Origin of the sequence: Psychrobacillus sp. FSL H8-0487 (genome assembly GCF_038008385.1) — a bacterium.
Lineage (GTDB): Bacteria > Bacillota > Bacilli > Bacillales_A > Planococcaceae > Psychrobacillus > Psychrobacillus psychrotolerans.
On sequence record NZ_JBBOZA010000001.1, the window covers coordinates 1,012,138 to 1,038,431 of the forward strand.

Annotated in this window: 24 protein-coding genes, 1 pseudogene and 1 other annotated feature; of the genes and pseudogenes, 19 read left to right on the forward strand and 6 right to left on the reverse strand. The window is 35.4% G+C overall.

Going from position 1 to position 26,294, the window contains the following annotated elements:
• Positions 1 to 23 precede the first annotated feature (23 nt).
• The 6 genes from fabF to MHI47_RS04795 all read left to right on the forward strand — a co-directional run bounded on the left by fabF (position 24) and on the right by MHI47_RS04795 (position 7,423).
• Complete coding sequence (gene fabF / locus MHI47_RS04770) at positions 24 to 1,259, forward strand: beta-ketoacyl-ACP synthase II (protein ID WP_340761767.1); 1,236 nt, start codon at positions 24 to 26, stop codon at positions 1,257 to 1,259.
• 401 nt (positions 1,260 to 1,660) lie between these two features.
• Positions 1,661 to 2,674 (forward strand): ABC transporter ATP-binding protein, encoded by a 1,014-nt coding sequence (locus MHI47_RS04775; RefSeq protein WP_245762632.1) that lies wholly within the window; start codon positions 1,661 to 1,663, stop codon positions 2,672 to 2,674.
• On the forward strand, positions 2,671 to 3,618 hold the full coding sequence (locus MHI47_RS04780; protein WP_093535613.1) for an ATP-binding cassette domain-containing protein: 948 nt from the start codon (positions 2,671 to 2,673) through the stop codon (positions 3,616 to 3,618). The genes MHI47_RS04775 and MHI47_RS04780 overlap by 4 nt, the downstream gene beginning before the upstream one ends.
• Position 3,619: 1 nt before the next feature.
• Positions 3,620 to 4,582, forward strand: a complete 963-nt coding sequence (gene opp4B, locus MHI47_RS04785; RefSeq protein WP_340829863.1) for an oligopeptide ABC transporter permease — start codon at positions 3,620 to 3,622, stop codon at positions 4,580 to 4,582.
• A 28-nt stretch (positions 4,583 to 4,610) separates the two neighbouring features.
• Positions 4,611 to 5,519: an ABC transporter permease gene (locus MHI47_RS04790; protein WP_093535609.1), complete on the forward strand. Its 909-nt coding sequence runs from the start codon at positions 4,611 to 4,613 to the stop codon at positions 5,517 to 5,519.
• A gap of 62 nt (positions 5,520 to 5,581) precedes the next feature.
• Positions 5,582 to 7,423, forward strand: coding sequence for an oligopeptide ABC transporter substrate-binding protein (locus MHI47_RS04795; protein WP_340768594.1), 1,842 nt, complete (start codon positions 5,582 to 5,584; stop codon positions 7,421 to 7,423).
• A 243-nt stretch (positions 7,424 to 7,666) separates the two neighbouring features.
• Here MHI47_RS04795 and trpS read toward each other — a convergent pair whose 3' ends face one another.
• Positions 7,667 to 8,659 carry a tryptophan--tRNA ligase gene (trpS, locus tag MHI47_RS04800; RefSeq protein WP_340761769.1) on the reverse strand — a complete coding sequence of 331 codons (993 nt, stop codon included), beginning with the start codon at positions 8,657 to 8,659 and terminating at the stop codon, positions 7,667 to 7,669.
• Between the two features lie 53 nt (positions 8,660 to 8,712).
• Positions 8,713 to 8,928: a binding site (T-box leader), on the reverse strand.
• A gap of 53 nt (positions 8,929 to 8,981) precedes the next feature.
• On the reverse strand, positions 8,982 to 9,326 hold the full coding sequence (locus tag MHI47_RS04805) for a DUF3899 domain-containing protein (protein WP_340829865.1): 345 nt from the start codon (positions 9,324 to 9,326) through the stop codon (positions 8,982 to 8,984).
• A 237-nt stretch (positions 9,327 to 9,563) separates the two neighbouring features.
• Between MHI47_RS04805 and MHI47_RS04810 the strand changes: the two genes are divergently transcribed.
• The 11 genes and pseudogenes from MHI47_RS04810 to pepF all read left to right on the forward strand — a co-directional run bounded on the left by MHI47_RS04810 (position 9,564) and on the right by pepF (position 21,928).
• A complete protein-coding gene (locus MHI47_RS04810; RefSeq protein ID WP_340829867.1) occupies positions 9,564 to 11,276 on the forward strand; it encodes a peptide ABC transporter substrate-binding protein in 1,713 nt (570 codons plus the stop codon).
• Between the two features lie 197 nt (positions 11,277 to 11,473).
• Positions 11,474 to 12,406: an oligopeptide ABC transporter permease gene (gene opp3b, locus MHI47_RS04815; protein ID WP_093535599.1), complete on the forward strand. Its 933-nt coding sequence runs from the start codon at positions 11,474 to 11,476 to the stop codon at positions 12,404 to 12,406.
• Complete coding sequence (opp3C, locus tag MHI47_RS04820; RefSeq protein WP_093535597.1) at positions 12,406 to 13,425, forward strand: oligopeptide ABC transporter permease; 1,020 nt, start codon at positions 12,406 to 12,408, stop codon at positions 13,423 to 13,425. The genes opp3b and opp3C overlap by 1 nt, the downstream gene beginning before the upstream one ends.
• A gap of 15 nt (positions 13,426 to 13,440) precedes the next feature.
• The gene (locus MHI47_RS04825; RefSeq protein ID WP_093535595.1) at positions 13,441 to 14,505 is read left to right on the forward strand and encodes an ABC transporter ATP-binding protein; all 1,065 of its coding nucleotides are present in this window, start codon (positions 13,441 to 13,443) and stop codon (positions 14,503 to 14,505) included.
• The gene (locus MHI47_RS04830) at positions 14,505 to 15,446 is read left to right on the forward strand and encodes an ABC transporter ATP-binding protein (RefSeq protein ID WP_340829869.1); all 942 of its coding nucleotides are present in this window, start codon (positions 14,505 to 14,507) and stop codon (positions 15,444 to 15,446) included. The genes MHI47_RS04825 and MHI47_RS04830 overlap by 1 nt, the downstream gene beginning before the upstream one ends.
• 433 nt (positions 15,447 to 15,879) lie before the next feature.
• Positions 15,880 to 17,088, forward strand: coding sequence for a putative glycoside hydrolase (locus MHI47_RS04835; protein WP_340829871.1), 1,209 nt, complete (start codon positions 15,880 to 15,882; stop codon positions 17,086 to 17,088).
• A 392-nt stretch (positions 17,089 to 17,480) separates the two neighbouring features.
• The gene (gene spxA, locus MHI47_RS04840) at positions 17,481 to 17,876 is read left to right on the forward strand and encodes a transcriptional regulator SpxA (RefSeq protein WP_175453953.1); all 396 of its coding nucleotides are present in this window, start codon (positions 17,481 to 17,483) and stop codon (positions 17,874 to 17,876) included.
• Between the two features lie 225 nt (positions 17,877 to 18,101).
• Positions 18,102 to 18,770 (forward strand): adaptor protein MecA, encoded by a 669-nt coding sequence (gene mecA, locus MHI47_RS04845; protein ID WP_093535589.1) that lies wholly within the window; start codon positions 18,102 to 18,104, stop codon positions 18,768 to 18,770.
• A gap of 123 nt (positions 18,771 to 18,893) precedes the next feature.
• Positions 18,894 to 19,550: pseudogene (locus MHI47_RS20180) on the forward strand (competence protein CoiA); the annotation flags it as partial.
• 132 nt (positions 19,551 to 19,682) lie between these two features.
• Positions 19,683 to 20,045, forward strand: a complete 363-nt coding sequence (locus MHI47_RS04850; RefSeq protein ID WP_340829872.1) for a hypothetical protein — start codon at positions 19,683 to 19,685, stop codon at positions 20,043 to 20,045.
• 62 nt (positions 20,046 to 20,107) lie between these two features.
• A complete protein-coding gene (gene pepF, locus MHI47_RS04855) occupies positions 20,108 to 21,928 on the forward strand; it encodes an oligoendopeptidase F (protein WP_340829874.1) in 1,821 nt (606 codons plus the stop codon).
• A gap of 483 nt (positions 21,929 to 22,411) precedes the next feature.
• Here the strand turns inward: pepF and MHI47_RS04860 are convergent, their stop codons facing one another.
• The 4 genes from MHI47_RS04860 to MHI47_RS04875 all read right to left on the reverse strand — a co-directional run bounded on the left by MHI47_RS04860 (position 22,412) and on the right by MHI47_RS04875 (position 25,102).
• A complete protein-coding gene (locus MHI47_RS04860) occupies positions 22,412 to 23,227 on the reverse strand; it encodes a ClpXP adapter SpxH family protein (RefSeq protein ID WP_245762631.1) in 816 nt (271 codons plus the stop codon).
• Positions 23,224 to 23,622, reverse strand: a complete 399-nt coding sequence (locus MHI47_RS04865; RefSeq protein WP_093535583.1) for a globin domain-containing protein — start codon at positions 23,620 to 23,622, stop codon at positions 23,224 to 23,226. The genes MHI47_RS04860 and MHI47_RS04865 overlap by 4 nt, the downstream gene beginning before the upstream one ends.
• Positions 23,623 to 23,870: 248 nt before the next feature.
• Complete coding sequence (locus tag MHI47_RS04870; RefSeq protein WP_245762630.1) at positions 23,871 to 24,521, reverse strand: lytic transglycosylase domain-containing protein; 651 nt, start codon at positions 24,519 to 24,521, stop codon at positions 23,871 to 23,873.
• Positions 24,522 to 24,526: 5 nt separating this feature from the next.
• On the reverse strand, positions 24,527 to 25,102 hold the full coding sequence (locus tag MHI47_RS04875; RefSeq protein ID WP_340829876.1) for a CYTH domain-containing protein: 576 nt from the start codon (positions 25,100 to 25,102) through the stop codon (positions 24,527 to 24,529).
• Between the two features lie 98 nt (positions 25,103 to 25,200).
• Here MHI47_RS04875 and MHI47_RS04880 point away from each other — a divergent pair, with 98 nt between their 5' ends.
• Complete coding sequence (locus MHI47_RS04880; protein WP_340829878.1) at positions 25,201 to 25,584, forward strand: UPF0738 family protein; 384 nt, start codon at positions 25,201 to 25,203, stop codon at positions 25,582 to 25,584.
• 32 nt (positions 25,585 to 25,616) lie between these two features.
• A complete protein-coding gene (locus tag MHI47_RS04885) occupies positions 25,617 to 26,291 on the forward strand; it encodes a GTP pyrophosphokinase (RefSeq protein ID WP_093535578.1) in 675 nt (224 codons plus the stop codon).
• The last annotated feature ends 3 nt before the right edge of the window (positions 26,292 to 26,294 follow it).

Sequence of the window (26,294 nt, forward strand, 5' to 3'; positions counted from 1 at the left end):
CAATTTGGAAGGATGAATCTTACATGATGAAACGCAGAGTAGTAGTTACGGGTTTAGGAGCTGTTACACCACTAGGTAATAATATAGAAACAACTTGGTCGGGTATTAAAGAAGGAAAATCTGGAGTAGGTATGCTGACAAGATTAGATGCATCACAGTTTGCTGCTAAGGTTGCTGCTGAAGTAAAAGACTTTGATATAGAAAAATATATTGAAAGAAAAGAAGCACGAAAAATGGATCGCTTTACCCATTACGCATTAGCTGCTTCTATTATGGCTGTCGAAGATGCCAACCTGACAATAACAGAAGAAATTGGTCTTCGTACAGGAGTATGGATTGGTTCTGGTATAGGGGGAATGGAGACTTATGAAGCACAATTCCGTATCTTCTTAGAAAAAGGAGCACGCCGAGTAAGTCCATTTTTTGTACCAATGATGATTCCAGATATGGCAGCAGGGCAAGTATCCATTCATTTTGGCGCGAAGGCTATTAATTCTTGTTCGGTAACAGCGTGTGCATCTGGCACAAACTCAATTGGAGATGCATTTAAGGTGATTGAACGTGGGGATGCAGACGTGATGATTACAGGCGGAGCAGAATCACCTATTACTCATATGTCTGTAGCAGGATTTGTATCAAATACTGCCCTTACGTTAAATACAGATCCTGAGAAAGCATCTCGTCCATTTGATGCAAATCGCGATGGATTTGTAATTGGAGAAGGCGCTGGGATTATTATTTTAGAGGAATATGAACATGCCGTTGCACGTGGAGCTAAAATTTATGCGGAAATTATCGGATATGGCTCAACTGGAGATGCACATCATATTACAGCACCAGCACCAGGAGGCGAAGGTGCAGCTCGTGCGATGAAACAAGCCCTTGACGATGCTACAATTTCACCAGAACAAGTAGATTATATTAATGCGCATGGAACGAGTACACCATACAACGACCATTTTGAAACAATGGCAGTGAAAACTGTGTTTGGAGAACATGCATATAAACTTGCTATGAGTTCTACTAAGTCTATGACAGGCCATCTTTTAGGTGCTGCAGGTGGCGTTGAAGCAATCTTCACTGTATTAGCATTAAAAGAGGGAATATTACCACCGACAATGAATTTAGACACTCCAGATCCAGAATGTGATTTAGACTATGTGCCAAATGCTGCAAGAAAAGAAGACATCGAATATGCTATGAGTAATTCATTAGGTTTCGGTGGACATAATGCAAGTATATTATTCAAAAAAATATAAAATTATTCTCTCAAAGCATTTCCAAGGTTTATTTGGAAATGCTTTTTTTGAATTCTATAATTCATCGCTTTAAAGTGTTGATTCATCAGTGTTTTAATACACAAAACAACTTTTTTGTAAGAGAAAATGTTGAAATATGACGAATATATTAATATTCCAATAAAATATTTTAATTATTTATATATGCTTCAATCCTATGTTATAACTAGCTTTTTAGATTATTTAAATTTTCTCAAAGTATCCAATTAATCAAATAATGAAAAAATAATATTGCGATTGTAATAGAACTGTAATAGAATTTAACCAGAAGGTAATAATAAACAGAAAATTTAAACATTGAATGAGCAAGTAGACTTCTAAAATAATAGTTTAGTAGAGCGATTACTGAAAGGAGCAATATGTTGAACAACTTAGATCAGCTTTTAACCATAAACGACTTACATACAGGTTTTCGCATAAAAGATACATATTACGATGCGGTTGATGGTGTATCCCTAACCTTAAGAAGAAATGAAATACTTGCAGTAGTGGGCGAGTCAGGTTGCGGGAAATCTACATTAGCCACTTCTATTATTGGACTATATGACCATAACAAGACACGAGTTCAAGGAGAAATTCTATATAATGGGGAAAACCTAGCCCTGTTGAAAGAGGATAAGTTAAATGATGTCCGTGGAGAAGAAATAGGAATGATTTTCCAAGATCCGTTATCAGCTTTAAACCCATTAATGAGAATTGGTGAGCAGATTGAAGAAGGTCTTGTGTATCATACTAAAATGTCAAAACAAGAGCGCAATACGCGTGTATTAGAATTACTAAAACAAGTAGGAATCCCGAATCCAGATCGAATTGCTAAACAGTTTCCCCACCAACTTTCAGGCGGGATGAGACAACGTGTAATTATTGCAATTGCTATTTCTTGTAAACCAAATATTATTATTGCTGATGAACCGACAACTGCATTAGATGTTACAATTCAAGCTCAGATTCTGGATCTGTTGAAAGAACTTCAAAATGAAACAGGAGCAGGTATTGTATTAATCACACATGATTTAGGTGTAGTAGCTGAAACGGCTGACCGTGTTGTAGTTATGTATGCTGGGCAAATTATTGAAGAAGCACCTGTAGATGAGTTGTTTGCAAATCCTAGACATCCATATACACGTTCACTACTAAATTCTATTCCACAGATGAATAGTGAGAATGAAAAGCTACAAGTAATACAAGGTATGGTACCATCGTTAGTAAAATTACCAAGAGTAGGATGTAGATTTGCAGATCGTATCCCTTGGATTCCTGCTGAAGCACATGAAGAAAATCCGACATTGCATGAAGTATCTCCAGGTCATCTCGTTAGATGTACATGCTGGCAGCATTTTCACTTTGAAAGTGAAAAAGGAGGTAATCCCCTATGAGTTTCATGCAAATTAATGACCTAAAGGTGCATTACCCTATTCGTGGAGGATTTTTCAATACAGTTGTAGATAATGTGCACGCTGTAGATGGAATAAATCTTGAATTTGAAAAAGGGAAAGCATATGGACTAGTAGGAGAATCAGGTTGTGGAAAATCTACAACTGGCAAATCTATTATCGGTCTAGAGAAAATTACATCTGGAAACATTATTTATGAAGGCGTGGATGTTACAAACAAAGTAAGAAGTAGAAATTCCGCCTATAACCGTGATATCCAAATGATTTTCCAGGATGCACACTCTAGTTTGAATCCGCGAAAAAGAGTAGAGGATATCATCGCAGAACCTATTCGTAATTTCTTGAAACTTTCTCCTGGTGAAGAAAGAAAAAGAATAAATGAATTACTGGCGATTGTTGGGATGAGTGAGGAAGCAAGAATCAAATATCCCCATGAATTTTCAGGTGGACAAAAACAACGTATAGGTATTGCAAGAGCAATTGCAAGTAATCCCAAACTAATTATTGCTGATGAACCAGTATCGGCACTCGATTTATCCGTTCAGGCACAGGTTTTAAACTTTTTAAAAGATATTCAAGAGGAGTTTGGATTGAGTTTCTTATTTATATCCCACGATCTGGGAGTAGTTAAACATATGTGTGATAATATCTCGATTATGTATAAAGGACGTTTTGTAGAGTCTGGTAATCGAAATGATATTTATACAAATCCTCAACATATATACACGAAAAGATTACTGTCTGCAATACCCGAAGTAAATCCGACAAATCGCGAAGAGCGAAAGAATATTCGAAGAGCTGTAGAAGTAGATTATTTAACGAATCACCATAATTATTATGATGAGAATGGAAGAGTTTTTGATTTACAAACAATCTCCAATACACATCAAGTGGCAATGAGTGCTCAGAACAAAGGGGGCATGTAATATGTGGAAAACAATAATTAGGCGTATTCTCGTAATGATTCCACAATTATTTGTACTTAGTCTTTTAATATTTATAATGGCGAAGTTTATGCCTGGGGACCCTTTTACAGGATTAATCACTCCAGAAACAGATCCCGCTAGAGTAGAAGAACTTCGTATTAAAGCTGGTTTCTATGACCCATGGTATGTTCAATATGTGAACTGGATTGGGAATGCTTTTCAAGGAGACTTTGGACGTAGCTACACCTTTAACGTCCCTGTTGCTGATTTAATCGGAGAGCGTGCGTTGAATACATTATGGTTATCTTTGTTAAGTGTATTTTTATTATATTTAATTGCCATTCCACTAGGAGTTATAGCTGGTAGATTCCATGACTCTTTCCTAGATAAAACGATTGTATTGTATAGCTTTATAGTTTTTGCCATACCAACATTTGTATTAGGATTGATCAATCTGTTCTTCTTCGGATACGAATTAGGTTGGTTCCCTACTAGTGGGACCGTAGATATTAAATACGAGTCTGGAACAGCTGGCTTCATATGGAGTAAGTTCTATCATATTTTATTACCAGCGATTACGTATGCCTTACTTGCGACTACTGGGATTATTCAGTACTTACGTTCCGAAATTATTGATTCTAAGTCGTTAGATTATGTACGGACTGCGAAAAGTAAAGGTATTCCGATCAATAAAGTATATTCTCGTCATATATTACGTAACTCGTTGTTACCGATTGCAGCCTTTTTAGGGTTTACAATTACAGGACTTCTAACTGGATCTATCTTTATTGAAACTATTTTTGGATATCATGGTATGGGACAATTGTTCATTCACGCAATTAATGGGCGTGATTATAGTGTAATTACAGCACTTGTTATGCTTTTTGGATTCTTAACATTATTAGGAAGTCTATTATCCGATATCATCATGAGCATCGTTGACCCTCGAATTAGGATTGACTAAAAAATAATGGATAAGGAGAGTCCAAATAATGAAAAATACGGAAGCTATTGAAGCATCAAAAGAGATGAAAGTAAGCTCTCCCCCGACTGGTTTTCAAGTTATTGCGCGGGAGTTTATGAAAGATAAATTAGCAATGTTCTCATTAATATCGTTAATTGTAGTTATTGGAAGCATATATATATGGGCATGGCAAATTGACCAAACTCAGCTTATGCGAATCAGCTTGCGTGACAAGCTAGCAGAACCAGGTGAAAAATTCTGGTTAGGAGCCGATAAAGGTGGGCGGGATATCCTTGGCCAATTAGTAGTAGGTGCGCGTAACTCATTGACAATTGCAATATCAGTTACATTATTAACAGGCTTTATCGGTGTAGTCATTGGTTTAGTGACAGGCTATTTTGGAGGATGGATTGATAATATCTTTATGCGTATTATTGATTTCTTCATTACTATACCTTCTCTTATGATTATCATTGTATTTGTAACTATCGTACCAAAATATAATATTCTCATATTCATTTTAATAATGAGTGTATTCTTATGGGTAGGTACTGCGCGGGTTATTCGAAGTAAAGCTCTTTCTGAAAGTAGGAGAGACTATATAAATGCATCGAAAACATTAGGCACAGGTAATTTTGTTATTATTTTCAAAGAAATGATGCCGAATTTAAGCTCTCTATTAATCGTGGAGATGACACTAAATTTTGCTGGAAATGTCGGATTGGAAACTGGACTATCGTTTTTAGGTTTTGGTTTACCGCCGTCTACACCAAGTTTAGGAACACTTGTAAGCTATGCAACAGATCCATTCATAATGGAAAATGCCTGGTGGAACTGGTTGCCAGCAGCATTACTAATCTTATTACTTATGTTAGCGATCAATTATGTTGGTCAGGCAATTCGAAGATCTGCTGATGCACGTCAACGACTTGGTTAAAAATAGTTATTAGACGCTAGAGCGTTTGATATATAAAAAGAGAATAAAAAGGAGGAAAAAGAATGAATAAGAAACTTTTAGCTTTACTTGCATTACTTTTGACAATGATGCTAGTTCTTGCCGCGTGTAATTCAGATGAAGACACTTCAAAACCTGCTGATGAGCCGGATAAGACAGAAGACGGTGGAGAAAAGGAAGATGATGGTGCAGAGGAAAATGCTGAAGAGCCTGCCTCAGACGATTTATTCTCTGTAGTACTTGATAACGAAGGCGAAGCTATTAAAGGAGGAACTTTACAAGTTGCATTAGTAAATGATTCTCCATTCCAAGGTATCTTCTCTTATACTCTATATGAAGATGCTTATGATGCTGAAATAATGGATTTCGCAACTAATGTACTGTTTGACACTGATGGAGATTTCCTAATTTCTGATGGTGGTATTGCTACATTAGAAGTTGACGATGCTAACAATAAAGCAACTGTTAAGATTAAAGACGGAGTTAAATGGTCAGATGGAGAGCCTCTTAAAATTGAGGATTTAATCCAACCTTACTTAATTATTGGCCATCCTGATTATGCAGGAGTTCGTTATGATTCAGACTTCCAAAATATCGTTGGTGCTGTAGAATATCATGATGGAAAAGCAGATACAATTTCAGGTTTGAAAAAAGTGGATGAAACTACTTTAGAAATTTCATTCAACAAAGTTTCTCCAGCAATCTACTCAGGTGGAGATGGACTATGGTTTTATGCTGAACCAAGTCATATCGTAAAAGATATTCCTGTTGCTGAATTACTTGAAAGTGATGCTGTACGTAAAAACCCAGTTACTCTAGGGGCATTCAAATTCGACAAAATCGTTCCTGGTGAGACTGTACAATTTGTACGCAATGACAACTACTGGAAAGGTCAAGCGAAACTGGATGGGGTAGTGATCAAAACAGTTCCAACTGCATCAGCTGCTAAAGCATTAGAAACTGGTGAATACGATATGGCTCTTTCTTTCCCAACAAGCGCTTATGAAAATGTAAAAGATCTTGAAAATATTACGCTTCTTGGTCGTCAAGAATTGTACTACTCTTATGTAGGATTCAAACTTGGGAAATATGACTATGATGCAAGTGTTGCAATTACAAATGAAGAAGAAGCAAAAATGGGTGACAAAGTACTACGTCAAGCAATGGGTTACGCTTTAGACATCGAGCAAGTTAATGAAGTATTCTACTTCGACTTACGTGAGCGTGCTAATTCTCTAATTCCACCAGTATTTAAATCATTCCATGATTCTTCTATTGAAGGATATAACTATGATCCTGAAAAAGCTAAACAATTATTAGACGAAGCTGGATATAAAGATACTGATGGCGATGGTCTACGTGAAGATAAAAATGGAGAAAAACTTTCTATTAAATTAGCAGCTATGGCTGGTGATGAAACACAAGAACAAGTAATCTCTTACTACCTACAAAACTGGGGTGAGGTTGGCTTAGACGTACAATTAGCTACAGGTCGTCTAATCGAATTCAATACATTCTATGATAAAGTTCAAGCAGATGATCCAGAAATCGATGTATTTATGGGTGCATGGGGTACAGGTACAAACCCATCTCCAGCAGGTTTATACTCTAAAACAGCTGTTTATAACTTCAGCCGTTACACATCTGAAGACCTTGAAGGATTGTTAACTGCAATCGATTCTCCTGAAGCAATTGATGGAGAGTTCCGTGCTAAGAAGTTCCGTGAATGGCAAGAATATATGCAAGATGTTTCTGCTGTAATTCCTATGCAATTCCGTTACGAATTACGCCCAATCAATGATCGTGTGAAAAACTGGGACTTCGGTTATGACACTGATTTCGATTATATCGATGTCGAACTAGTGGCTGATACTCCAGTTAAATAAATATTTTTTAAAAAAACCGCTCTTAAACGAAAGTTTAAGAGCGGTTTTTCATATGGTCTTATAAGGATGTGATACTAATAAGATTATTAATATTTTTAGTCAGTTATGGAATAGCAGTAATTAGCTGCTCACATTTAGTACTTTATTTGAACTTTTTATCGCTAGGCTACTCTTGGAGATCCGTCCTCATGTATATGATGGTGTCGACGGATTTTATACTTTTATGTGTGTCTATACTAGCAATTACTTTAGTCGTCTTCTTCCGAGACCCATTGCAGCTTCCATCTTAACTAAAGTTTCATTTGCAAGAGCCTGGGCTTTCTCTGCTCCTAAGTCTAGAATTTCATCCAGCTCAGTAGAATTGAGTAACTGCTCATATCTTTGTTGAATAGGGGTAAGATGCGCAATAATGACTTCGGCCACGGAAGCTTTGAAATCTCCATATCCCTTACCTTCATATTTTTGTACAAGTGTTGGGATGGATACGTCTGTTAAAGCGGATTCAATTGTTAAGAGATTAGAAACTCCGGGTTTGTTTTCAGGATCGAAAGCAACGATACCTTCAGAATCTGTAACAGAGCTTTTAATTTTCTTTTCAATTTCCTTTGGACTATCCAAAAGTCTTATCGTAGCTTTAAGATTGGAATCTGATTTACTCATTTTCTTCAGTGGGTCTTGTAAGGATTTAATACGAGCTCCATTTTTGGGTAATTGAATTTGCGGAACGGTCAATACTTCACCATAACGTTTGTTGAATCTTTCAGCTAAGTCTCTCGTTAACTCGACATGTTGAGTTTGATCATCACCAACAGGTACAATATCCGTTTGGTATAAAAGTATATCCGCTGCCATCAATGGTGGATAAGTTAACAATGCTGCTGAAACAGCATCTTTACCAGTAGATTTATCTTTGAACTGAGTCATTCTTTCCAATTCACCAATATACGAAATACATTGCATAATCCAGCCAGCTTGTGTGTGAGCAGGAACTTCAGACTGTATAAATAAGGTGGATTTCTCCGGATCAATACCGACAGCAATATATAATGCTGCCAATGAGCGGATATGATCACTTAGTTCTTTCGGGTCCTGCGCAATTGTAATAGCATGCTGATCTACTATACAAAACACACAATCATAATCATGTTGTAATGCAGTGAATTGTCGGAAGGCACCAATGTAATTCCCCAGTGTGATAATTCCTGTTGGTTGTACGCCTGAAAAGATCTTCTTCATTTTTACTATCTCCTTTTGTATTGAAAAATAAAAAAAACATCACGCATCCCTATAAAAGGGACGAATGATGTTAAATCCGTGGTACCACCCAGCTTGCTAAAATAATTAGCCACTCTTGTTTCGTAACGTGAACGGGACGGTATATGCTACTTTACTTTCACATATACTGCTCAGAAGCCCATTCCATCTACCGTATGATCTGTTCACAGCGACCACAGACTCTCTTAGCATACGTCAGTAAATGTACTTTTCTTCTTCAAAGCTAAATTATTTAGTTTTGATTATTATATATAGAAGAAACACAAAAATCAAGGGATCTTAATTAGCTATAATAGATGAACAAAGCGATACACATACAAAACAAACTCGATAGTCCTAATGCGATAATCGGTTTATGTGGAAAAGAAAATACTTCTGATGGTAATCGCATCTGGCTTACATCATTTTTCATATGTTTAGGAGTAAATACTTTACGTGTACTTTCCGTAAAAAAATCAAAAAAACCTCCTGAAACGACATAAGTCATTAACCCTATAAATGTAATTGTACCGCCGACAAAAAAGGACATATTTATATAAGGTACGAGTTGGATTGTTTTATTAACTGTAAGCATTAATATAACAATTATTACCTGACAACTAAGAAAGTAAATCAATCTTTTTTTCATATTTCACCTCTATCATTTTTAAATTATAAAATAGACACAGAAAATATGCAAAAAATTGATTATTTAAATTGCCAAAAAAAAGCAATTTCTTTTCCAAAGATTCACAATTGTTAGGACAATGTAATGATATTGTTACACTATTGTAAAAATATAAAAAAAAAACCTGTACAAGCTTGAAAGAAAATGTATAATAATAAATGTAATGAATTTTTCTGAATATTTAAGGAGGTTATTTATTTGAAGAATAGCAAGCTTGTATGGCTTTTAAGCCTACTGTTAGTTGTTGCTTTATTCCTAGCTGCATGTGGTGGCGATGATAAGGAAACTAAAGATGATACAACTACAGACACAGACGATAAAGACGCAACAACTGAAGAAACAGAAGTAGCAGCAGACGAGGAACAAGTTCTTAACTTGATCATGACTGCTGAAATTCCAACAATGGATTCAGCTCTAGTAACTGACGCAGTTGGTTTTGATCTACTTAACAACGTAAACGAAGGTTTATACCGTTTGAATCAAGAAAACATTGCTGTTCCTGCAATCTCTGATGGGGAACCCAAAGTTTCTGAAGATGGATTAGTTTATACTTTCACATTACGTGATTCTAACTGGTCTGATGGTACTCCAGTAACTGCTAATGACTTTGAATATTCATGGAAGCGTGCTATGAACCCAGATACTGCATCTGAATATGGTCCATATATGATGGCTGGTGTCATCAAAAACGCTACTGCAATTTCTAATGGCGAAATGGAATACACTGAGTTAGGTGTTAAAGCACTTGATGAAAAAACTTTAGAAGTTTCTCTTGAAAAACCAATTCCTTACTTCTTATCACTAATGTCATTTGGAACATTCTTACCACAAAGTGAAGCATTCGTTACTGCGCAAGGTGAAAACTACGCGAAAAACTCTGAATCACTTTTATACAACGGACCGTTTACACTTGCTAAATGGGACGGAACAGGTTTATCTTGGCAACTACTTAAAAATGAAGAGTACTGGGATAAAGAAACTGTAAAGCTTACTGAAATTAATTATGATGTTATAAAAGAAACTGCAACAGCAGTTAACTTATATACAAATGGTGAAAAAGACCGTGCTGGACTATCTGGAGAATATGCAATGCAATATGCTGCTGATCCAGAGTTAGTAAATGAATTAGAAACTTCAGTATTCTATTTCAAATATAACCAAGAACGTAATGGAGAAAAAACTCCACTTGCTAACGTAAATATTCGTGAAGCAATTAGTAAAGCATTCAACAAAGAAGATTTAGCTTCTGTTGTATTAGCAAATGGTTCGACAGCTGCTTATTCATTCATTCCTTCAGATTTCGTGTTTGATGAAGATGGAAAGGACTTCCGTGACGTTAACGGAGACATGGCTGTATTCAATGTAGATGAAGCAAAAGCTGCATGGGAAAAAGGTTTATCAGAACTAGGAGTTACTGAACTTTCGATAGAAATTCTAGGTGGAGACACTGAACTTTCTAAAAAAATGGATGAATACTTCAAATCTCAATTAGAAGGTAATTTACCAGGATTGTCTATTACTCTTAAAGAAGTTCCATTTAATGTTCGTTTAGATCTTGATACAAACCAAGACTATGATATTCAAGTTGCAGGATGGGGACCAGATTATCAAGATCCATTCACATTCTTAAGCCTATGGGAAACTGATGGCGGTAACAACCAAATGTCATTCTCAAATCCTGAATACGATCAATTATTACAAGATATCAATGGTTCATTGGCTCTAGATACTGAAGCTCGTTGGGAAGCAATGGCTAAAGCTGAAAAAATGATCGTTGATGAAGAATTTGCAGTTGGACCAATCTACCAACGTGGATTAATGTTCCTTCAAAAACCATATGTAAAAGGTATAATTGCTCACCCATTCGGTGGAGATTATAGTTACAAATGGGCATATATTGAAGGTAAATAAGCTTATTAATAATTTTTAAAATCTCATAGCTAGAGAGTATATGGTTCCTAATGGATCATGTACTCTCTTTTTAAATGAATCAGAATTCACAAAATATTTAATATTATATTTTAGTTTTGACAACTATCCACATTAAATGTTTAATATATTAGTAGCATGTTAATGTCAAAAAAATATTGTTTGTTGGAGGTGCAAAGATGACAAAATACATTACTCGTCGTATTTTTTATATGTTTATTACGTTTTTCCTGATTGCGACGGCAACATTTTTTTTAATGAAGGCGCTTCCAGGATCCCCGATTAGCTCTGCTTCAAAACTATCCCCTACACAACTTGCGGTAGTTGAAGCGAAATATGGATTAGATCAACCGATTCCAGTACAGTATGCTAAGTATATGCTGAATCTAGCGCAAGGTGATTTAGGAAATTCATTCCAATTTAAGAATGCCAGCGTTACAGATTTAATAATAGATCGACTAGGACCATCTCTGATACTGGGTACTCAAGGTTTAGTTCTTGGTGTGACGCTCGGTATACTATTGGGCATGATTGCAGCATTAAGGCAAAATACTATTTGGGATTACGGTAGTACATTCGTGGCTATCATCGGTATATCTATTCCATCTTTCGTTTTTGCAACTTTCCTTCAATATTGGTTGGCAGTTCAATGGGAACTATTCCCGGTGGCATTGTGGAAGGATGGCTGGATGTCCAGCGTACTCCCATCTATTGCTTTAGCAATGGGACCACTTGCAACAGCTTCTCGATTTATACGAACGGAAATGATTGAGGTTTTAAGTTCGGATTATATTACTCTAGCAAAATCTAAAGGGGCCAACGGTTTTGAAATTGCATTTAAGCATGCTTTCCGAAATGCATTGATCCCGCTAGTTACAGTTTTAGGACCACTTGCAGCTGGATTATTAACTGGATCTCTAGTTATTGAACAAATCTTTGCAATCCCGGGTATCGGAGAGCAATTTGTTAAATCCATTATGTCTAATGACTTCTCTATAATTATGGGAACTACATTATTCTTCTCTGCATTCTTAATTGTCGTAATATTCTTAGTAGATGTGCTTTATGGCATTATCGATCCACGTATTCGTTTGTCAGGAGGTAAAGATTAATGAAACACGACTTACAAAAACCACCTGCATCTTCTTTTGAAAGAATTGAAATTGATTCTAGTCATGCGGAGCGTATATCAAAACCAAGTTTGAGTTTCTGGCAGGACGCTTGGCTTCGTATACGCAAGAACAAAGCGGCTATAGTTAGTATGTTCATTTTGGCATTCATAATCATCATGGCTTTTGTCGGACCTATGATTAGTCCACATGACTCGGAAACACAAACTATCACACACGCTAATTTACCACCAAAAGTTCCGGGTATTGAAAAGCTTGGAATAATGAATGGTGTAGGAACTCTTGCAGGTAAAGAAGTAGACTTATATGAGATGAAAAAGGTTGATACTTATTATTGGTTTGGTACAGACGGTCTTGGCCGTGATATGTTCTCTCGTGTTTGGGAAGGTACTCAAATCTCCTTATTTATCGCTTTTGTGGCAGCATTAATCGATATGGTAATCGGAGTTGCATACGGCGGTATTTCCGGATACTATGGTGGTCGTGTTGATGATATTATGCAACGTATTGTAGAAATTCTATACGGAATTCCAACACTTGTAATTGTTATTCTCATGCTTAGCTTTATGGACCCAGGAATAACGGCTATTATTATTGCTATTACTATAACCGGATGGATTGGTATGTCCCGTATAGTGCGTGGTCAAGTATTAAAATTCAAAAATCAAGAATTTGTATTAGCTTCACGCACATTGGGTGCTACAGATAGTAGAATTATTACTAAACATATTTTACCTAATATATTAGGTATTATTATCATTAATACAATGTTCACTATTCCAACTGCCATTTTCTTTGAAGCCTTTTTAAGCTTCATTGGACTAGGTTTACAACCACCTGATGCATCACTTGGGACACTAATAAACGATGGATATAAATTAATTAAGTTCCAACCACATATTCTATTGTACCCATCGATTATTATTAGTTTACTAATGATTGCATTCAACTTACTAGGTGATGGACTACGTGACGCACTTGATCCGAAGATGAAAGACTAAAGGAGGAAAGCGAATATGGAAAAGATATTAGAAGTTAAAAACCTAGAGCTTTCCTTCCATACATTTGCTGGTGAAGTAAAGGCCATTCGTGGCGTTAACTTCGACTTAAAAAAAGGGGAAACACTGGCAATAGTAGGAGAGTCTGGCTCTGGTAAATCAGTTACAACAAAAGCAATTATGCGTTTGTTACCTGAATCTAGTTCAGAATTTAAAAATGGTCAAATCTTATTTAACGGAAAAGATTTAACTAAGTTATCAGATAAAGAGATGCAAAAGATTCGTGGAAAAGATATTTCAATGATTTTCCAAGATCCAATGACTTCTTTGAATCCTACAATGACTATCGGCAACCAAATTATGGAACCAATTTTGAAACACCAAAAAATTGGGAAAGCTGAAGCACGTAAAGTAGCAATAGACTTATTGCGTTTAGTTGGTATGCCGAAACCTGAGGCGCGTATTAAGCAATATCCTCACCAATTCTCTGGTGGTCAACGTCAACGTATTGTTATTGCTATTGCGCTAGCATGTAATCCACAGATTCTTATTGCGGATGAGCCAACTACTGCATTAGATGTAACGATTCAAGCACAAATTTTAGAGTTAATGAAAGACCTTCAAAAGAAAATAGATACATCTATCATCTTCATTACACATGATCTTGGGGTCGTGGCAAATGTTGCGGATAGAGTAGCTGTTATGTATGGTGGTAAAATAGTTGAGATTGGGACCGTAGATGAAATATTCTATAACCCTCAACACCCTTATACATGGGGCTTACTAAGTTCAATGCCTTCATTAGATAGTGCTGATGAAAAATTATATGCAATTCCAGGAACACCACCTGATTTATTGTATCCACCTAAAGGTGATGCATTTGCACTACGTAGTGATTATGCTTTGAAAATAGACTTAGAAGAAGCACCACCATTTTTTAAAGTAAGTGATACGCACTCAGCTGCTACATGGTTGTTACATCCGGATGCTCCACAAGTTGAGCCTCCACTAGCAATTGTAGAACGTATGAAAAAGTTCCCAGGCAGCCGCTATTATGAAGGAACGGAAGGAGGGACTTACTAATGGCTGAAAAATTACTAGAAATTAAAAATCTTAAGCAGTATTTCAATCAAGGTAAGCCTAATGAAGTTCGTGCGGTAGACGATATCAGTTTCGATATATATAAAGGGGAAACACTTGGACTAGTAGGGGAATCTGGCTGTGGTAAATCCACAACAGGTCGAACAATTATACGCCTTTACGAAGCAACAGATGGACAAGTAATTTATGATGGTATTAACGTTCATGATAAAAAGTCGAAAAAAGATTTAAAATCATTTAACCGTAAAATGCAAATGATCTTCCAAGATCCTTATGCTTCGCTAAATCCGCGTATGAAAGTACTGGATATTATTGCGGAAGGTTTAGACATTCATGGACTTGTTAAAAATCCAAAAGAACGTAAAGAACGTGTTGTGGAATTATTAGAAACTGTAGGGTTGAACCGTGAGCACGCTGACCGTTATGCACATGAGTTTTCTGGTGGACAAAGACAACGTCTAGGTATTGCGAGAGCACTAGCTGTTAATCCAGAATTCATCATTGCCGATGAGCCAATCTCGGCATTAGACGTTTCTATTCAAGCACAAGTAGTTAACTTACTAAAAGAATTACAAGAAGAAAAAGGCTTAACTTATTTGTTTATCGCCCATGATTTATCAATGGTTAAGTATATTTCCGATCGAATCGGTGTTATGTATTTTGGTAAGTTAGTAGAACTAGCTTCTGCGGAGGATTTATATAAAAATCCAATGCATCCATATACACAGTCACTATTGTCAGCTATACCACTTCCAGATCCAAATTATGAACGTACTCGTGTGCGTAAATCATACGATCCTGCTTCTCATAATTATCAAGATGGGGAAGAGATAGCAATGCGCGAAGTAACGCCTGGACATTTTGTATATTGTTCAACAAAAGAGCTTGCCACTTTACAAACTATTTCAGGTTCACAAGTATAATAAATCAGCGACCATTCATACGAATGGTCGCTTTTTTTGAAAGAAAGTATATAAGGTACTGCACTGGATTCCAAGTAAATGATATGAAAATACTCACACCTTGCGATAAACCTTTCAATGAAGTATTACTTACTAGATTGACTGGAGTGTAATGTGGTGTCTTCTATAGGGCCGAGAAAACGTCAGCGGAAAGTATTTTGTGGACAAACGATGTGGTTCACCTCTTCAAGTATTAGCTGACTAATTAATAAAGCCGATATTCTGTACGAAGTGCCTTTTATATCATAAATTGATTTAATCGTATTTTTATGGGTATACATACAAGGTAAATATGAAATTCTCGCACTCTATTTATTTTTGGTCTAATGGCACTTTCTTTCATAGTTTGAACTTGTTAGAATAGAGTGACTTATAGGAGAGGGATTTTTAAAATATGAAAAAGTATCTAAGAGTAATAGCTTCGGCATCGATAGCAATGACAGTATTTATACCTGGTGCGGTTAGTGCCGAAACAAATTTATTTTCAAAAGAATTTTCTACTAAAGAATTTAGCTTTCAAGCAATAGACGAAACTCTTGTATCTTCATCTAAATTATTCACATATGATTCTGGTTTGACATTTGAATATCCAGATGCGGTAAGAGGTGTATATGTAACAGGGCATTCCGCAGGTGGAGAACGTTTTAATGATCTAGTGAATTTAATGGACACAACAGATTTAAACGCAATGGTTGTTGATATTAAAGATGATTTTGGAAACCTTACATACATCCCCAAAGAAGATTCAGCATTAGCAAAATACGATATTGGGAAACCATACATAAAAGATCCGCAAAAAATATTGAAAACCATGGAAGAAAAGAAAATTTACCCGATAGCGCGTATCGTTATCTTTAAAGATACAGAGCTTGCGGAGAGAAAGCCTGAATGGTCATTTGTAGATGGTACATCAGTCTGGAAAAATGGACGTGGGGAAGCATTTGTTAATCCTTTTATGAAAGAGGTATGGGATTATAATGTGGAAATAGCAATTGAGGCAGCTAAAATGGGCTTTAAGGAAATTCAATTTGACTATGTTCGTTTTCCAGAAGGTTTTGAGAAGAGAGAAAACACGTTAAAATACTCAATGGGTGAATATGAAAAGTCAGACCTAGATTTTGTTCAACGTAGGGTTTCGGCAGTTACAGATTTTGTAGCTTATGCAAAAGAAAAGCTTAAACCATATGGTGCTCAACTATCGGTTGATATTTTTGGATATTCAGCTACATTACCAGAGGCACCGGGAATCGGTCAAAATTTTAGTAAAATATCTGAAAATGTGGACGTAATTTCTTCCATGATTTACCCAAGTCATTGGACCTCTTACTTTGGAATTGCAAAACCAGATTTAGAGCCATATAGATTAGTACAAGAATATGCGAAGGTTGAAAATGCTAAACTGGCAGAGCTGGAAAACCCGCCTGTCTCACGTCCATGGCTACAAGATTTTACTGCTTCGTATTTAGGGGCGGGGAATTATCAACAATATGGTAAAGAGGAAGTAGAGGCCCAGATTAAGGCATTAAGCGAAGCTGGGATTAAAGAATATTTATTATGGAATGCAGGCAATAAGTATACTAAAGGCGTAGATTATACTCCTTAGGCATAGAATAACAAGAAAGTAGAATGATATTATCATTCTACTTTTTTCTTTTTTGAAACCTTTTTGCATTTAAAACGTACTATTAAGTATAACAGTTATTTTCATTAAGTATCACTAATTGAGAAAATAGTATTTTATGTTGGAGATGTTTAAGTTCTTGAAATGGTGGGTAATAATTAGTATATAACTAAAAATGATTCATTCTATATAAGGATTACCTAATAAGTAACACGAAATTGTGACAGTAATTTTTCCTAGTTAAATTTTTCATTAAAACGTATTTTAAAAAAATTAAAAGTGGTGTATACTAAAGAAAGTATATAACTACATTAAATTAATTATAATCTACTTTATATAACACAGACATTTGAAGGGACGTGTTTTTTAAAATGATGGTAACTTTATTCACTTCACCAAGTTGTACTTCTTGTAGAAAAGCAAAAGCGTGGTTAGAAGAGCATGAGATTGCATATAAAGAACGTAATATTTTTTCAGAACCACTTAGTATAAGTGAAATAAAAGAAATCCTTCGTATGACAGAAGACGGAACAGATGAAATTATATCAACACGATCTAAAATATTTCAAAAGCTGAATGTTGATTTAGAAAGTCTCCCGTTACAACGTCTTTACGAACTAATTCAAGAACATCCTGGCTTGCTACGTCGACCAATTATTTTAGATGAAAAGCGTCTACAAGTTGGTTACAATGAAGATGAAATTCGTAGATTCTTACCTAGAAAAGTACGTGCTTATCAATTACTTGAAGCACAACGTCTAGTTAACTAGTGTAATATTAAGCTAATTGTTTTTCAAAGTACTTTTTTGAAAAATAATTGGCTTTTCTTTTTTTCTTCCACTTGCATTCAAGGCTAAATTTTTCTACAATCCATGTAGTTTGATTAATAATTTTAAAAGTTAAGCAGGAATCCTTTTCTTTTTTTTATAAACGACATACAATAGTAATAGACACTACACATTTGAGACGGTAAGAAGCGAAAGGAGATGTGTTAAATGGATATCGAGCGTATCAATGATAACACTTTCAAAGTATACATTTCATACATCGACATTGAAGAAAGAGGCTTCAGCCGAGATGAAATCTGGTTCAATAAGGATAAGAGCGAGCAGCTTTTTTGGGAAATGATGGATGAGGTTCATGATGATGATCATTTTGAAGAATTAGATGGTCCTTTATGGATTCAAGTTCATGCGATGGAAAAAGGTTTGGAAGTGATTGTTACAAGAACGGAATTAACAAAACAAGATGAGCGTTTAGGGAATAATTCAGATGCTGATGATATATCTAGTAAAATATTTAAAAATGGGGTATCAAGTTCTATCGGTCCACATGAGTTTGATGATTTTTCAAGTTATATGGATGAATTAGATGAAATTCCAACGGATTATACATTTGTTTTTGAAAGCTTTGAGGATGTAATTGGGCTAGCAAAAAAATTAGATGAGGCAGATTTACAGACTTCTTTGTATTTTTATGAAGAGAAGTATTATTTGCATATCGTTTTTGATTTTGATGAAACCGAATTTGAATTGGTACTTAATACATTAAGTGTTGTTTCAGAGTTTGCAAATAATTCAAAGACAACCATTCATATAATTCAAGAGTATGGAAAAGAAATAATTTCCAGTGGAGTTCTAGACGAGTTAAATAAACATTTTTAAAACCTTCTATTTATAGAAGGTTTTTTTGATTGCTTCTTTATAGAATCTTTCTGAACATGCGCTAATACTTTTGTTTAAAGTAGTTGCATTATTTTTTGAAAATTTGTATATTGGTATTTGGAGGTGATACCAATATTATCAGCTTTAACAAGAGACGGAGAAATAATTGTACCTGCACAACATCCTCGAACCTTTTTAGATGTTTTAAAAACGAGCAATACCTTCTCCTGCGCTCAATGTAGCGAACAAGTTATTTTGAAAAATGGACCAATAAAAATCCCACATTTTGCTCATACTCGGAATATTTCCTGCAATCAGGCTTTTTCAGAAGGAGAAAGCGAGGACCATTTAAATGGTAAATTGGATTTATATGAGTTTTTGCAGAAACATTCATCATCCGTAGAATTAGAAGCTTACCTACCTTTTCTTCATCAAAGACCCGACCTATATGTTCAAAGCAATGTATACAAATTTGCAATAGAATTCCAGTGTAGTCAAATCCCCGTTACCACAATTCAGGAGCGTACAAATGGCTATATAACTAAGCAAATTATTCCTCTATGGATCTTGCGGACACCGAGAAGTTCCGACTTTCCAATCCATGAAATAGGCACTATGAAGCTATCCTCCTTTCGGCAACAGTTCTTTTATACGACCCCAAATGGAAAAACAATACTCACCTATTGCCCTCGAACAAAGTATTTTCATTATATTGCAAATCCAATGCATGTAAAGGCTAATAATTATATTGTAAAAGTTAAGAAGCTATCCTTGGAAGAGCAGTCCTGGCCCTTTGCGATACTAAAAAAGAATTCATGGGAAGAGTTTCAAAAATACTTATGCTTATACAAGCACCAGCGCTCCAAGCATTTAGACAATCTATACTTTTTTAATAGAAAAGGAGTCCAATCCTTGTTCCTCCAAATATGCTATAGATGGCGAATGCATCCCAAGAAAGTACCTTTTTTTATAGGTATTCCAACTAAACTAGCTGTTGTTTTTCCTACCCATGCGATTGAATGGCAAATTCAGTTTATAGATTATTTACATCAACTAGGTCTATCCATTCTACAAGCAGACTATCAAAATTGTGAAACTTTTCTATTAGATAGAAAGATATCATCCCAACCTTCCTCAGAACATATAAAAGCAGTAGAAAACTATCTTAATACGCTTCAACGCTGTCTAATTTCTACTGAAGATGCAATATATAATAGTAAAATGAATTATTATTTAATGAAACGATTGTTATACAGTGAATTCCTTGCAAATTGATTTGAATATTGAGAAAATAGAAGGTGATTCGAAATTCGAAACAGTAAGAGGGGGAGTTTAGTTTGACTACAGATACAAAAAATAAAATATTGACTCGTGACGAAGTAGCAGAAAATTTAACTTGGAAATTAGAAGATATTTTTGCTTCAAATGATGAATGGGAAAAAGAATATCTAGAGGTAGCGAAATTGTCAGAGAAGGCATCTTCTTATCAGGGAACAATCAGTAATGGTGCTGAAGCTCTGTTAGAAGTGTTGGCTTACCGTGATGAAATTACTTCAAGATTGCGTAAACTATATACATTTGCACATATGAGAACGGACCAAGATACTGCAAATAGCACATATCAGGCGATGGATAGCCGTATAAAATCATTGTATGTGAAAGTGTCTACTGTGCTATCGTTTTTAGTGCCAGAAATTCTTTCCGTCGATGAGACTGTAATTGCTAGTTATTTAGCTAAAAACAAGGATTTACAAGTTTATAAACAATTACTTGAAGAGATTAATAAAGAGCGTCCTCATGTACTTCCAAAAGAACAGGAAGCATTATTGGCACAGTTTTCGGAAGTTGCAGGTGCATCAGCTGATACCTTTGGTAAACTAAATAATGCAGATTTAGAATTTCCATTTATCAAAGATGAAGATGGCAATGATGTCCAACTAACTCATGGCAGATACTCACGTTTCTTAGAAAGTGAAGATCCGCGTGTACGTGAAGATGCTTTTAAGGCGATGTATGATACGTATGGAAAATTCCGAAACACATTTGCTTCAACGCTTACAGGGAATATTAAAGGAGACAATGTTAACGCTAAAATTCGTAACTATAAATCGGCACGTGAAGCTGCTATGTCTAACAATCATATTCCTGAGAGTGTATATGACAACTTAGTAAATACAGTCAATAAAAATGTTCATTTACTTCATCGATATGTAGCTCTAAGAAAAAAAGTATTAGGCTTAGAGGAAGTGCATATGTGGGATTTATACACCCCATTAGTGAAAGAATTGGATATGGAGTACACATACGAAGAGGCAAGTGATGCGATGCTTAAAAGCTTTGAACCTCTAGGTGATGAATACGTGTCTATTGTCAAGCAAGGACTTGAAAATCGTTGGGTTGATGTAGTAGAAACGAAAGGTAAACGTTCTGGCGCTTATTCTTCAGGAACATATGGTACAAACCCATATATACTTATGAACTGGCAAAACAACGTTAACAACCTTTTTACGCTTGCACATGAATTTGGCCATAGTATTCATAGTTATTATACTAGAGCTAATCAGCCTTATGTTTACGGAGATTATTCTATATTCGTGGCAGAGGTAGCTTCTACATGTAACGAAGCATTATTGAATGATTATCTACTAAAAACGATTGATGATCCAAAGAAACGTATTTACTTATTAAATCACTGGTTAGAAGGGTTCCGTGGAACTGTTTTCCGTCAAACTATGTTTGCGGAGTTTGAACATATTATTCACCAATTGGATCAAGATGGTGAAGCTTTAACAGCAGATAAACTGACAGAAGAATATTATAAGTTAAATCAAAAGTACTTTGGGGATGATATTGTAATTGACGAACAAATAGGATTGGAATGGGCTAGAATTCCTCATTTCTATTACAACTACTATGTATACCAATATGCGACTGGTTTAAGCGCTGCAACTGCTTTAAGTAACCAAATTTTGACGGAAGGTAAGCCGGCTGTAGACCGTTATATTAACGAGTTCCTAAAAGCAGGATGTTCGGATTATCCAATCGAAGTATTGAAAAAAGCTGGCGTAGACATGAACACTGCTGCTCCTATTGAAGAAGCGTGTCGCGTATTTGAAGAAAAATTAAATGAATTAGAACAACTACTTTTAGGAGAATAACAAAAAGGCTTGGCTTAATGCCAAGTTTTTTTTATGGAAATATACCGTAAGCACCAAAATACCTGAAAAAGAGATGCTGGTCGTAGTGAAAATGCGATGAAACATCTAAAAAGAAATTCGGCGATCATACGGATGAGCCGTCCAGTGTAATTCACCAACGGAAAATAGGTTTTAATATAGTGTCAGCTTTATCGTTCTCAGTAGTGCGCTGATAATATGTTAGGGATAGAGGTAAGACGTCCTATGATGTATGACGAATTTGTGAAAAGATAAGCTAATATATTGTATTATATAATATGGCGTGGTAAAGTAAGAGTGTGAAATAAATCACAAGATAACATACACCCCTTTGTTTGAACGTGAACATTTCTCCCATCCCCTTTGTAAATGAAAACACCCTTTCCTCGGTAGGAGGAAAGGGTGTTTTCTGTATTTATGACAATAAACAACGGCCTATCTTATAAAAGATAGGACGTTGTTTATTTATTTTAACCGCCATAATACGGTATTTGGTAAGAGTAGTCTTTCAACCTTTTGCAATAATAGAAGTTTTTTAAGCTCACGTTCTGCTAATTGATTAGAAATATTATAATAGCTTGCAATCTCACTTGTAGTTAAAGAATGGAATCGATCAAAAAGTTTTTCAAGCAACGGAGGGTCTTGTATTTCAGGCTCTTTATTTAACATTTCTTGTAGAATTTGTACATATATCTCGTAAGGATAATTTCCAGAAACTTTTAAGCCTTCATCTTCGATATTTTCATTAAAGAATACAATACTTGGAAAAGAGTCGACTTCCATTTCACAAGTAATGGATAAGTCGCTTTGGAAGGACCTAGCACATTCATTGGAAATAAAATCCCGTGTAAATTCATCAACATCGAGTTTAACTTCTTCTGCTATTTCCTGTAAAACAGAAAAGGATGTAACATTTTTAGTCTTCAAAAACAAATATTCTTGTATTTTTATGAAAAACCGTAAAGCAGCTTTTTTCCCTTGGAATTCAGCAGCTTTTACAGCAATTGAAGGGAAAACTGAATGTTCTATTTTAGAAATACTGAATGGATCATTACTCAAATCGGCATTGGGAAAGTTACAAACTGTATTTAACTTATTCAGTTTAGTACTTAATACAGTGCGTACAGTAAAGTACTGGCCATACTCTACTTGCAATTTCCGTAGGGTAGGTTGCATATCCCAACAAGTTGGACAAAGTGGGTCCAAAAAAACATACATTTCAAGCGGCTTGTTTACTACTGGGGATGTGCACGTATCAGACGGAATTTGTATTCTTGTCACGTTTTCTCCTCCTCATGACTCGTTTGATTGACCATGTGGTTGGCTGTAAGTTCTAAACGGCGATAAAATGTATCCCGAGACTTCCCTTCTAAACCCACTGTATCCATCGCATCTCTCATACAGGAAAGCCATGCTTGTGCTCTTTCAGGAGTGATAGGGAATGGATTATGTCGCATTTTCATCATCGGATGTCCGTGTTCTTCTGTATATAAATTAGGTCCACCTAAATATTGAGTTAAAAATTGTTTTTGTTTTCTTGCTGTTTCCGATAAATCATTAGGGAAAATCGGTATAAGCAGTGGATGCTTTGCTACATTGCCGTAAAACGTATCAACGAGCAGATGTAATTTTTCTGCTCCGATTTCATCGTAAGGAAGTATAGGCTGTTGTGTCATTTTCTTTACCCCTTTGCTCTAGCACTATATTCATTCTATCAACGAAACCTAAATATCTCAAACAATTAGATTATCTCATAGTAAACGGTAGTCGAATTTTAGTGTAGATAACTAACGAAAAATCTAATGAAAATAAGCCTTTTAATCCCTTTTGATAGGACAAATACATTATTTTATCTTATTCCCTCACCAAAGGGAATGGCATAAAAAAACAACCTACTAATATTAATAGGTTGTTAATGTTTCGGTTATGCATGGAAGTTATTCATCACTTTTTGTACGTAATTTTGTGTTTCTTTATATGGTGGAATACCATCGTATTTTTTTACTGCTCCTGGTCCTGCATTGTATGCAGCAAGCGCTGTTTCAATATTGCCATCAAATTTAGTAAGCATTTGACTTATATATTTTGCCCCACCCATTATATTTTGTTCAGGATCTAATGAATTAGTAACGCCTAAATACTTAGCCGTACCTGGCATTAATTGCATCAATCCGGAAGCACCAGCAGAACTAGTAGCAGAGGGGTTAAAGTTAGACTCTTGTTTAATAATTGAAGAAATCAGTTTTTCTGGAACATTGTACTTTTCTGCAGCTCGTTTAATAATTTCATCATAGTCTGTCCCATTTGTAGTAGGGGTTGAATAAGAAGAGATTAAATCCGCTAAATTACTCTGTGCAGAGTTTACACTAGATGGAACAAATACAGGGGATTTTCCACTATATAATAATGAAGAAATATCTTCATTTGTCTGACTCCCTGTACTAGCTTGTAAAACTTGTCCTAACATATCAGAAAATAAGGAAGGATTGGAAGAGTCATTTTGAGAGCTTTGCACACTACCTAAAGTTTGCATTGCATTTATTTCCATTAAAACTTTTAAGGATTGAATATCCAAAGGGATCAACCTTTCAACATATTGTTATATTTCACTAGGCGAGCAATTTTCTTATCAGTGTGTCGAATTGGAATATTATGTGCTTCCAACAATTCAAGAAACACTTTTTTTCCATAATTTACATCACTACTCTCATATTCTACCTCATAATCCTCTGTTTGACTATAAATGGAGTGATCTAAAAAAAGAGTCCCGTTTTTATAGGACATTTCGACACGATTTGTTTGTAAGCTTCCGATACAGAGTAAAGGAGTGGCAAGATTAAATTGCTGTAGAAAGGGAATAGAAGGGAAAGTGGATTGATTGATAATAGCATCCCTTTCAAAATCAGACACTTCTACTGTATTTTCTTCCATCACATGTTCTTCTATCGGTCGTTTAAGAGTAAGTTCATTTTTATTTGTTAATACGCGCAAGCGAAAGCCCATCCGATTGTCCTTGAAAAAGTTATTTTGTGTATCAAAGTAATAATTTGTTTGGGTGTGAAAGTCCTTTTGATCTATTTGAAAAAAGGATACAAAGCATTCAAATTCTTGTTTTGTTAGTAAGTTTTTAAACTCTATTTCTTTTTCGGATTGCATATTACACGACCTTTCCTATTATTTCTATTATATGCGCTTTTCAAAGAGATTCAATATGTTAAAATAGTGGAAGCATAGACAGAAAGGAACGATTTATTTTGCCTATTACTTATAATGTGCTTAGTGGTGTCCAATTAGAAAATGATATACGCTTTACGCTAGAAGTATTACCTAATAATCCTCAACTAAAAGCAGCGGGTCAAATGATTACTGATTCAGACTTTATGGCTTTTATTTATCTCTTAGAAGATGAAATAGGATATCATTACTTAAAGTTTGGTCAAGAAGTTTGGCCATTACTTGTAAACACCTTAAAAGCTGAAAAAGATCCATCGTTGCAAATCGGTGACAAAGAATTGATCTTACAGGGCTTTAAAGAGGAACTGAACATGCTAATTTTCAATATAGAAGGTAATGACAATTACGGTGCAGATTTCTCCAGAGCAGTGGAAGAAGCATTTAGTGAAATTTTACAACCATAGAACTAAGGTCATTGGAAGTGGAGGACAAGCTTATGGGGCAATGGGATCGCTTTTTAGAGCCGTACAAGCAAGCTGTGTCAGAGTTAAAAGTAAAACTAAAAGGAATGCGCGCGCAGTTTGAAAGAGATAATACAAATTCACCTATCGAATTTGTAACTGGTCGTGTCAAACCGTTGGCAAGTATATATGATAAATCACTTGAAAAAGGAATCTTATTTGAGCCTTCTGATACGTTAGCGCAAGAAATACCAGATATTGCTGGTTTACGGATGATGTGTCAATTTGTAGATGATATAGAAACTGTCGTAGTTCTGTTGCGCGCTAGAAATGACATAAGAATAGTAGAAGAGCGCGATTATATTTCCCACAAGAAACAAAGTGGGTATAGATCCTATCATATGATTATTGAATATCCAGTTCAAACAATTCACGGGGAGATAAATATTCTCGCTGAAATTCAAATACGTACATTAGCGATGAATTTTTGGGCATCTATCGAGCATTCATTGAATTACAAATATAAAGGAATCTTTCCAGAAGAAATTAAAAAAAGACTTCAATATGCGGCAGAAGCAGCATTTCGGTTAGATGAAGAAATGTCTTTAATCCGTGGAGAAATTCAAGAAGCACAAAAATACTTTAGTGAAAATAAGGAACTTTCTCATCCAAATCTCCTGGAATCCAAAAACGAAAGAGAGGGAACATGAATT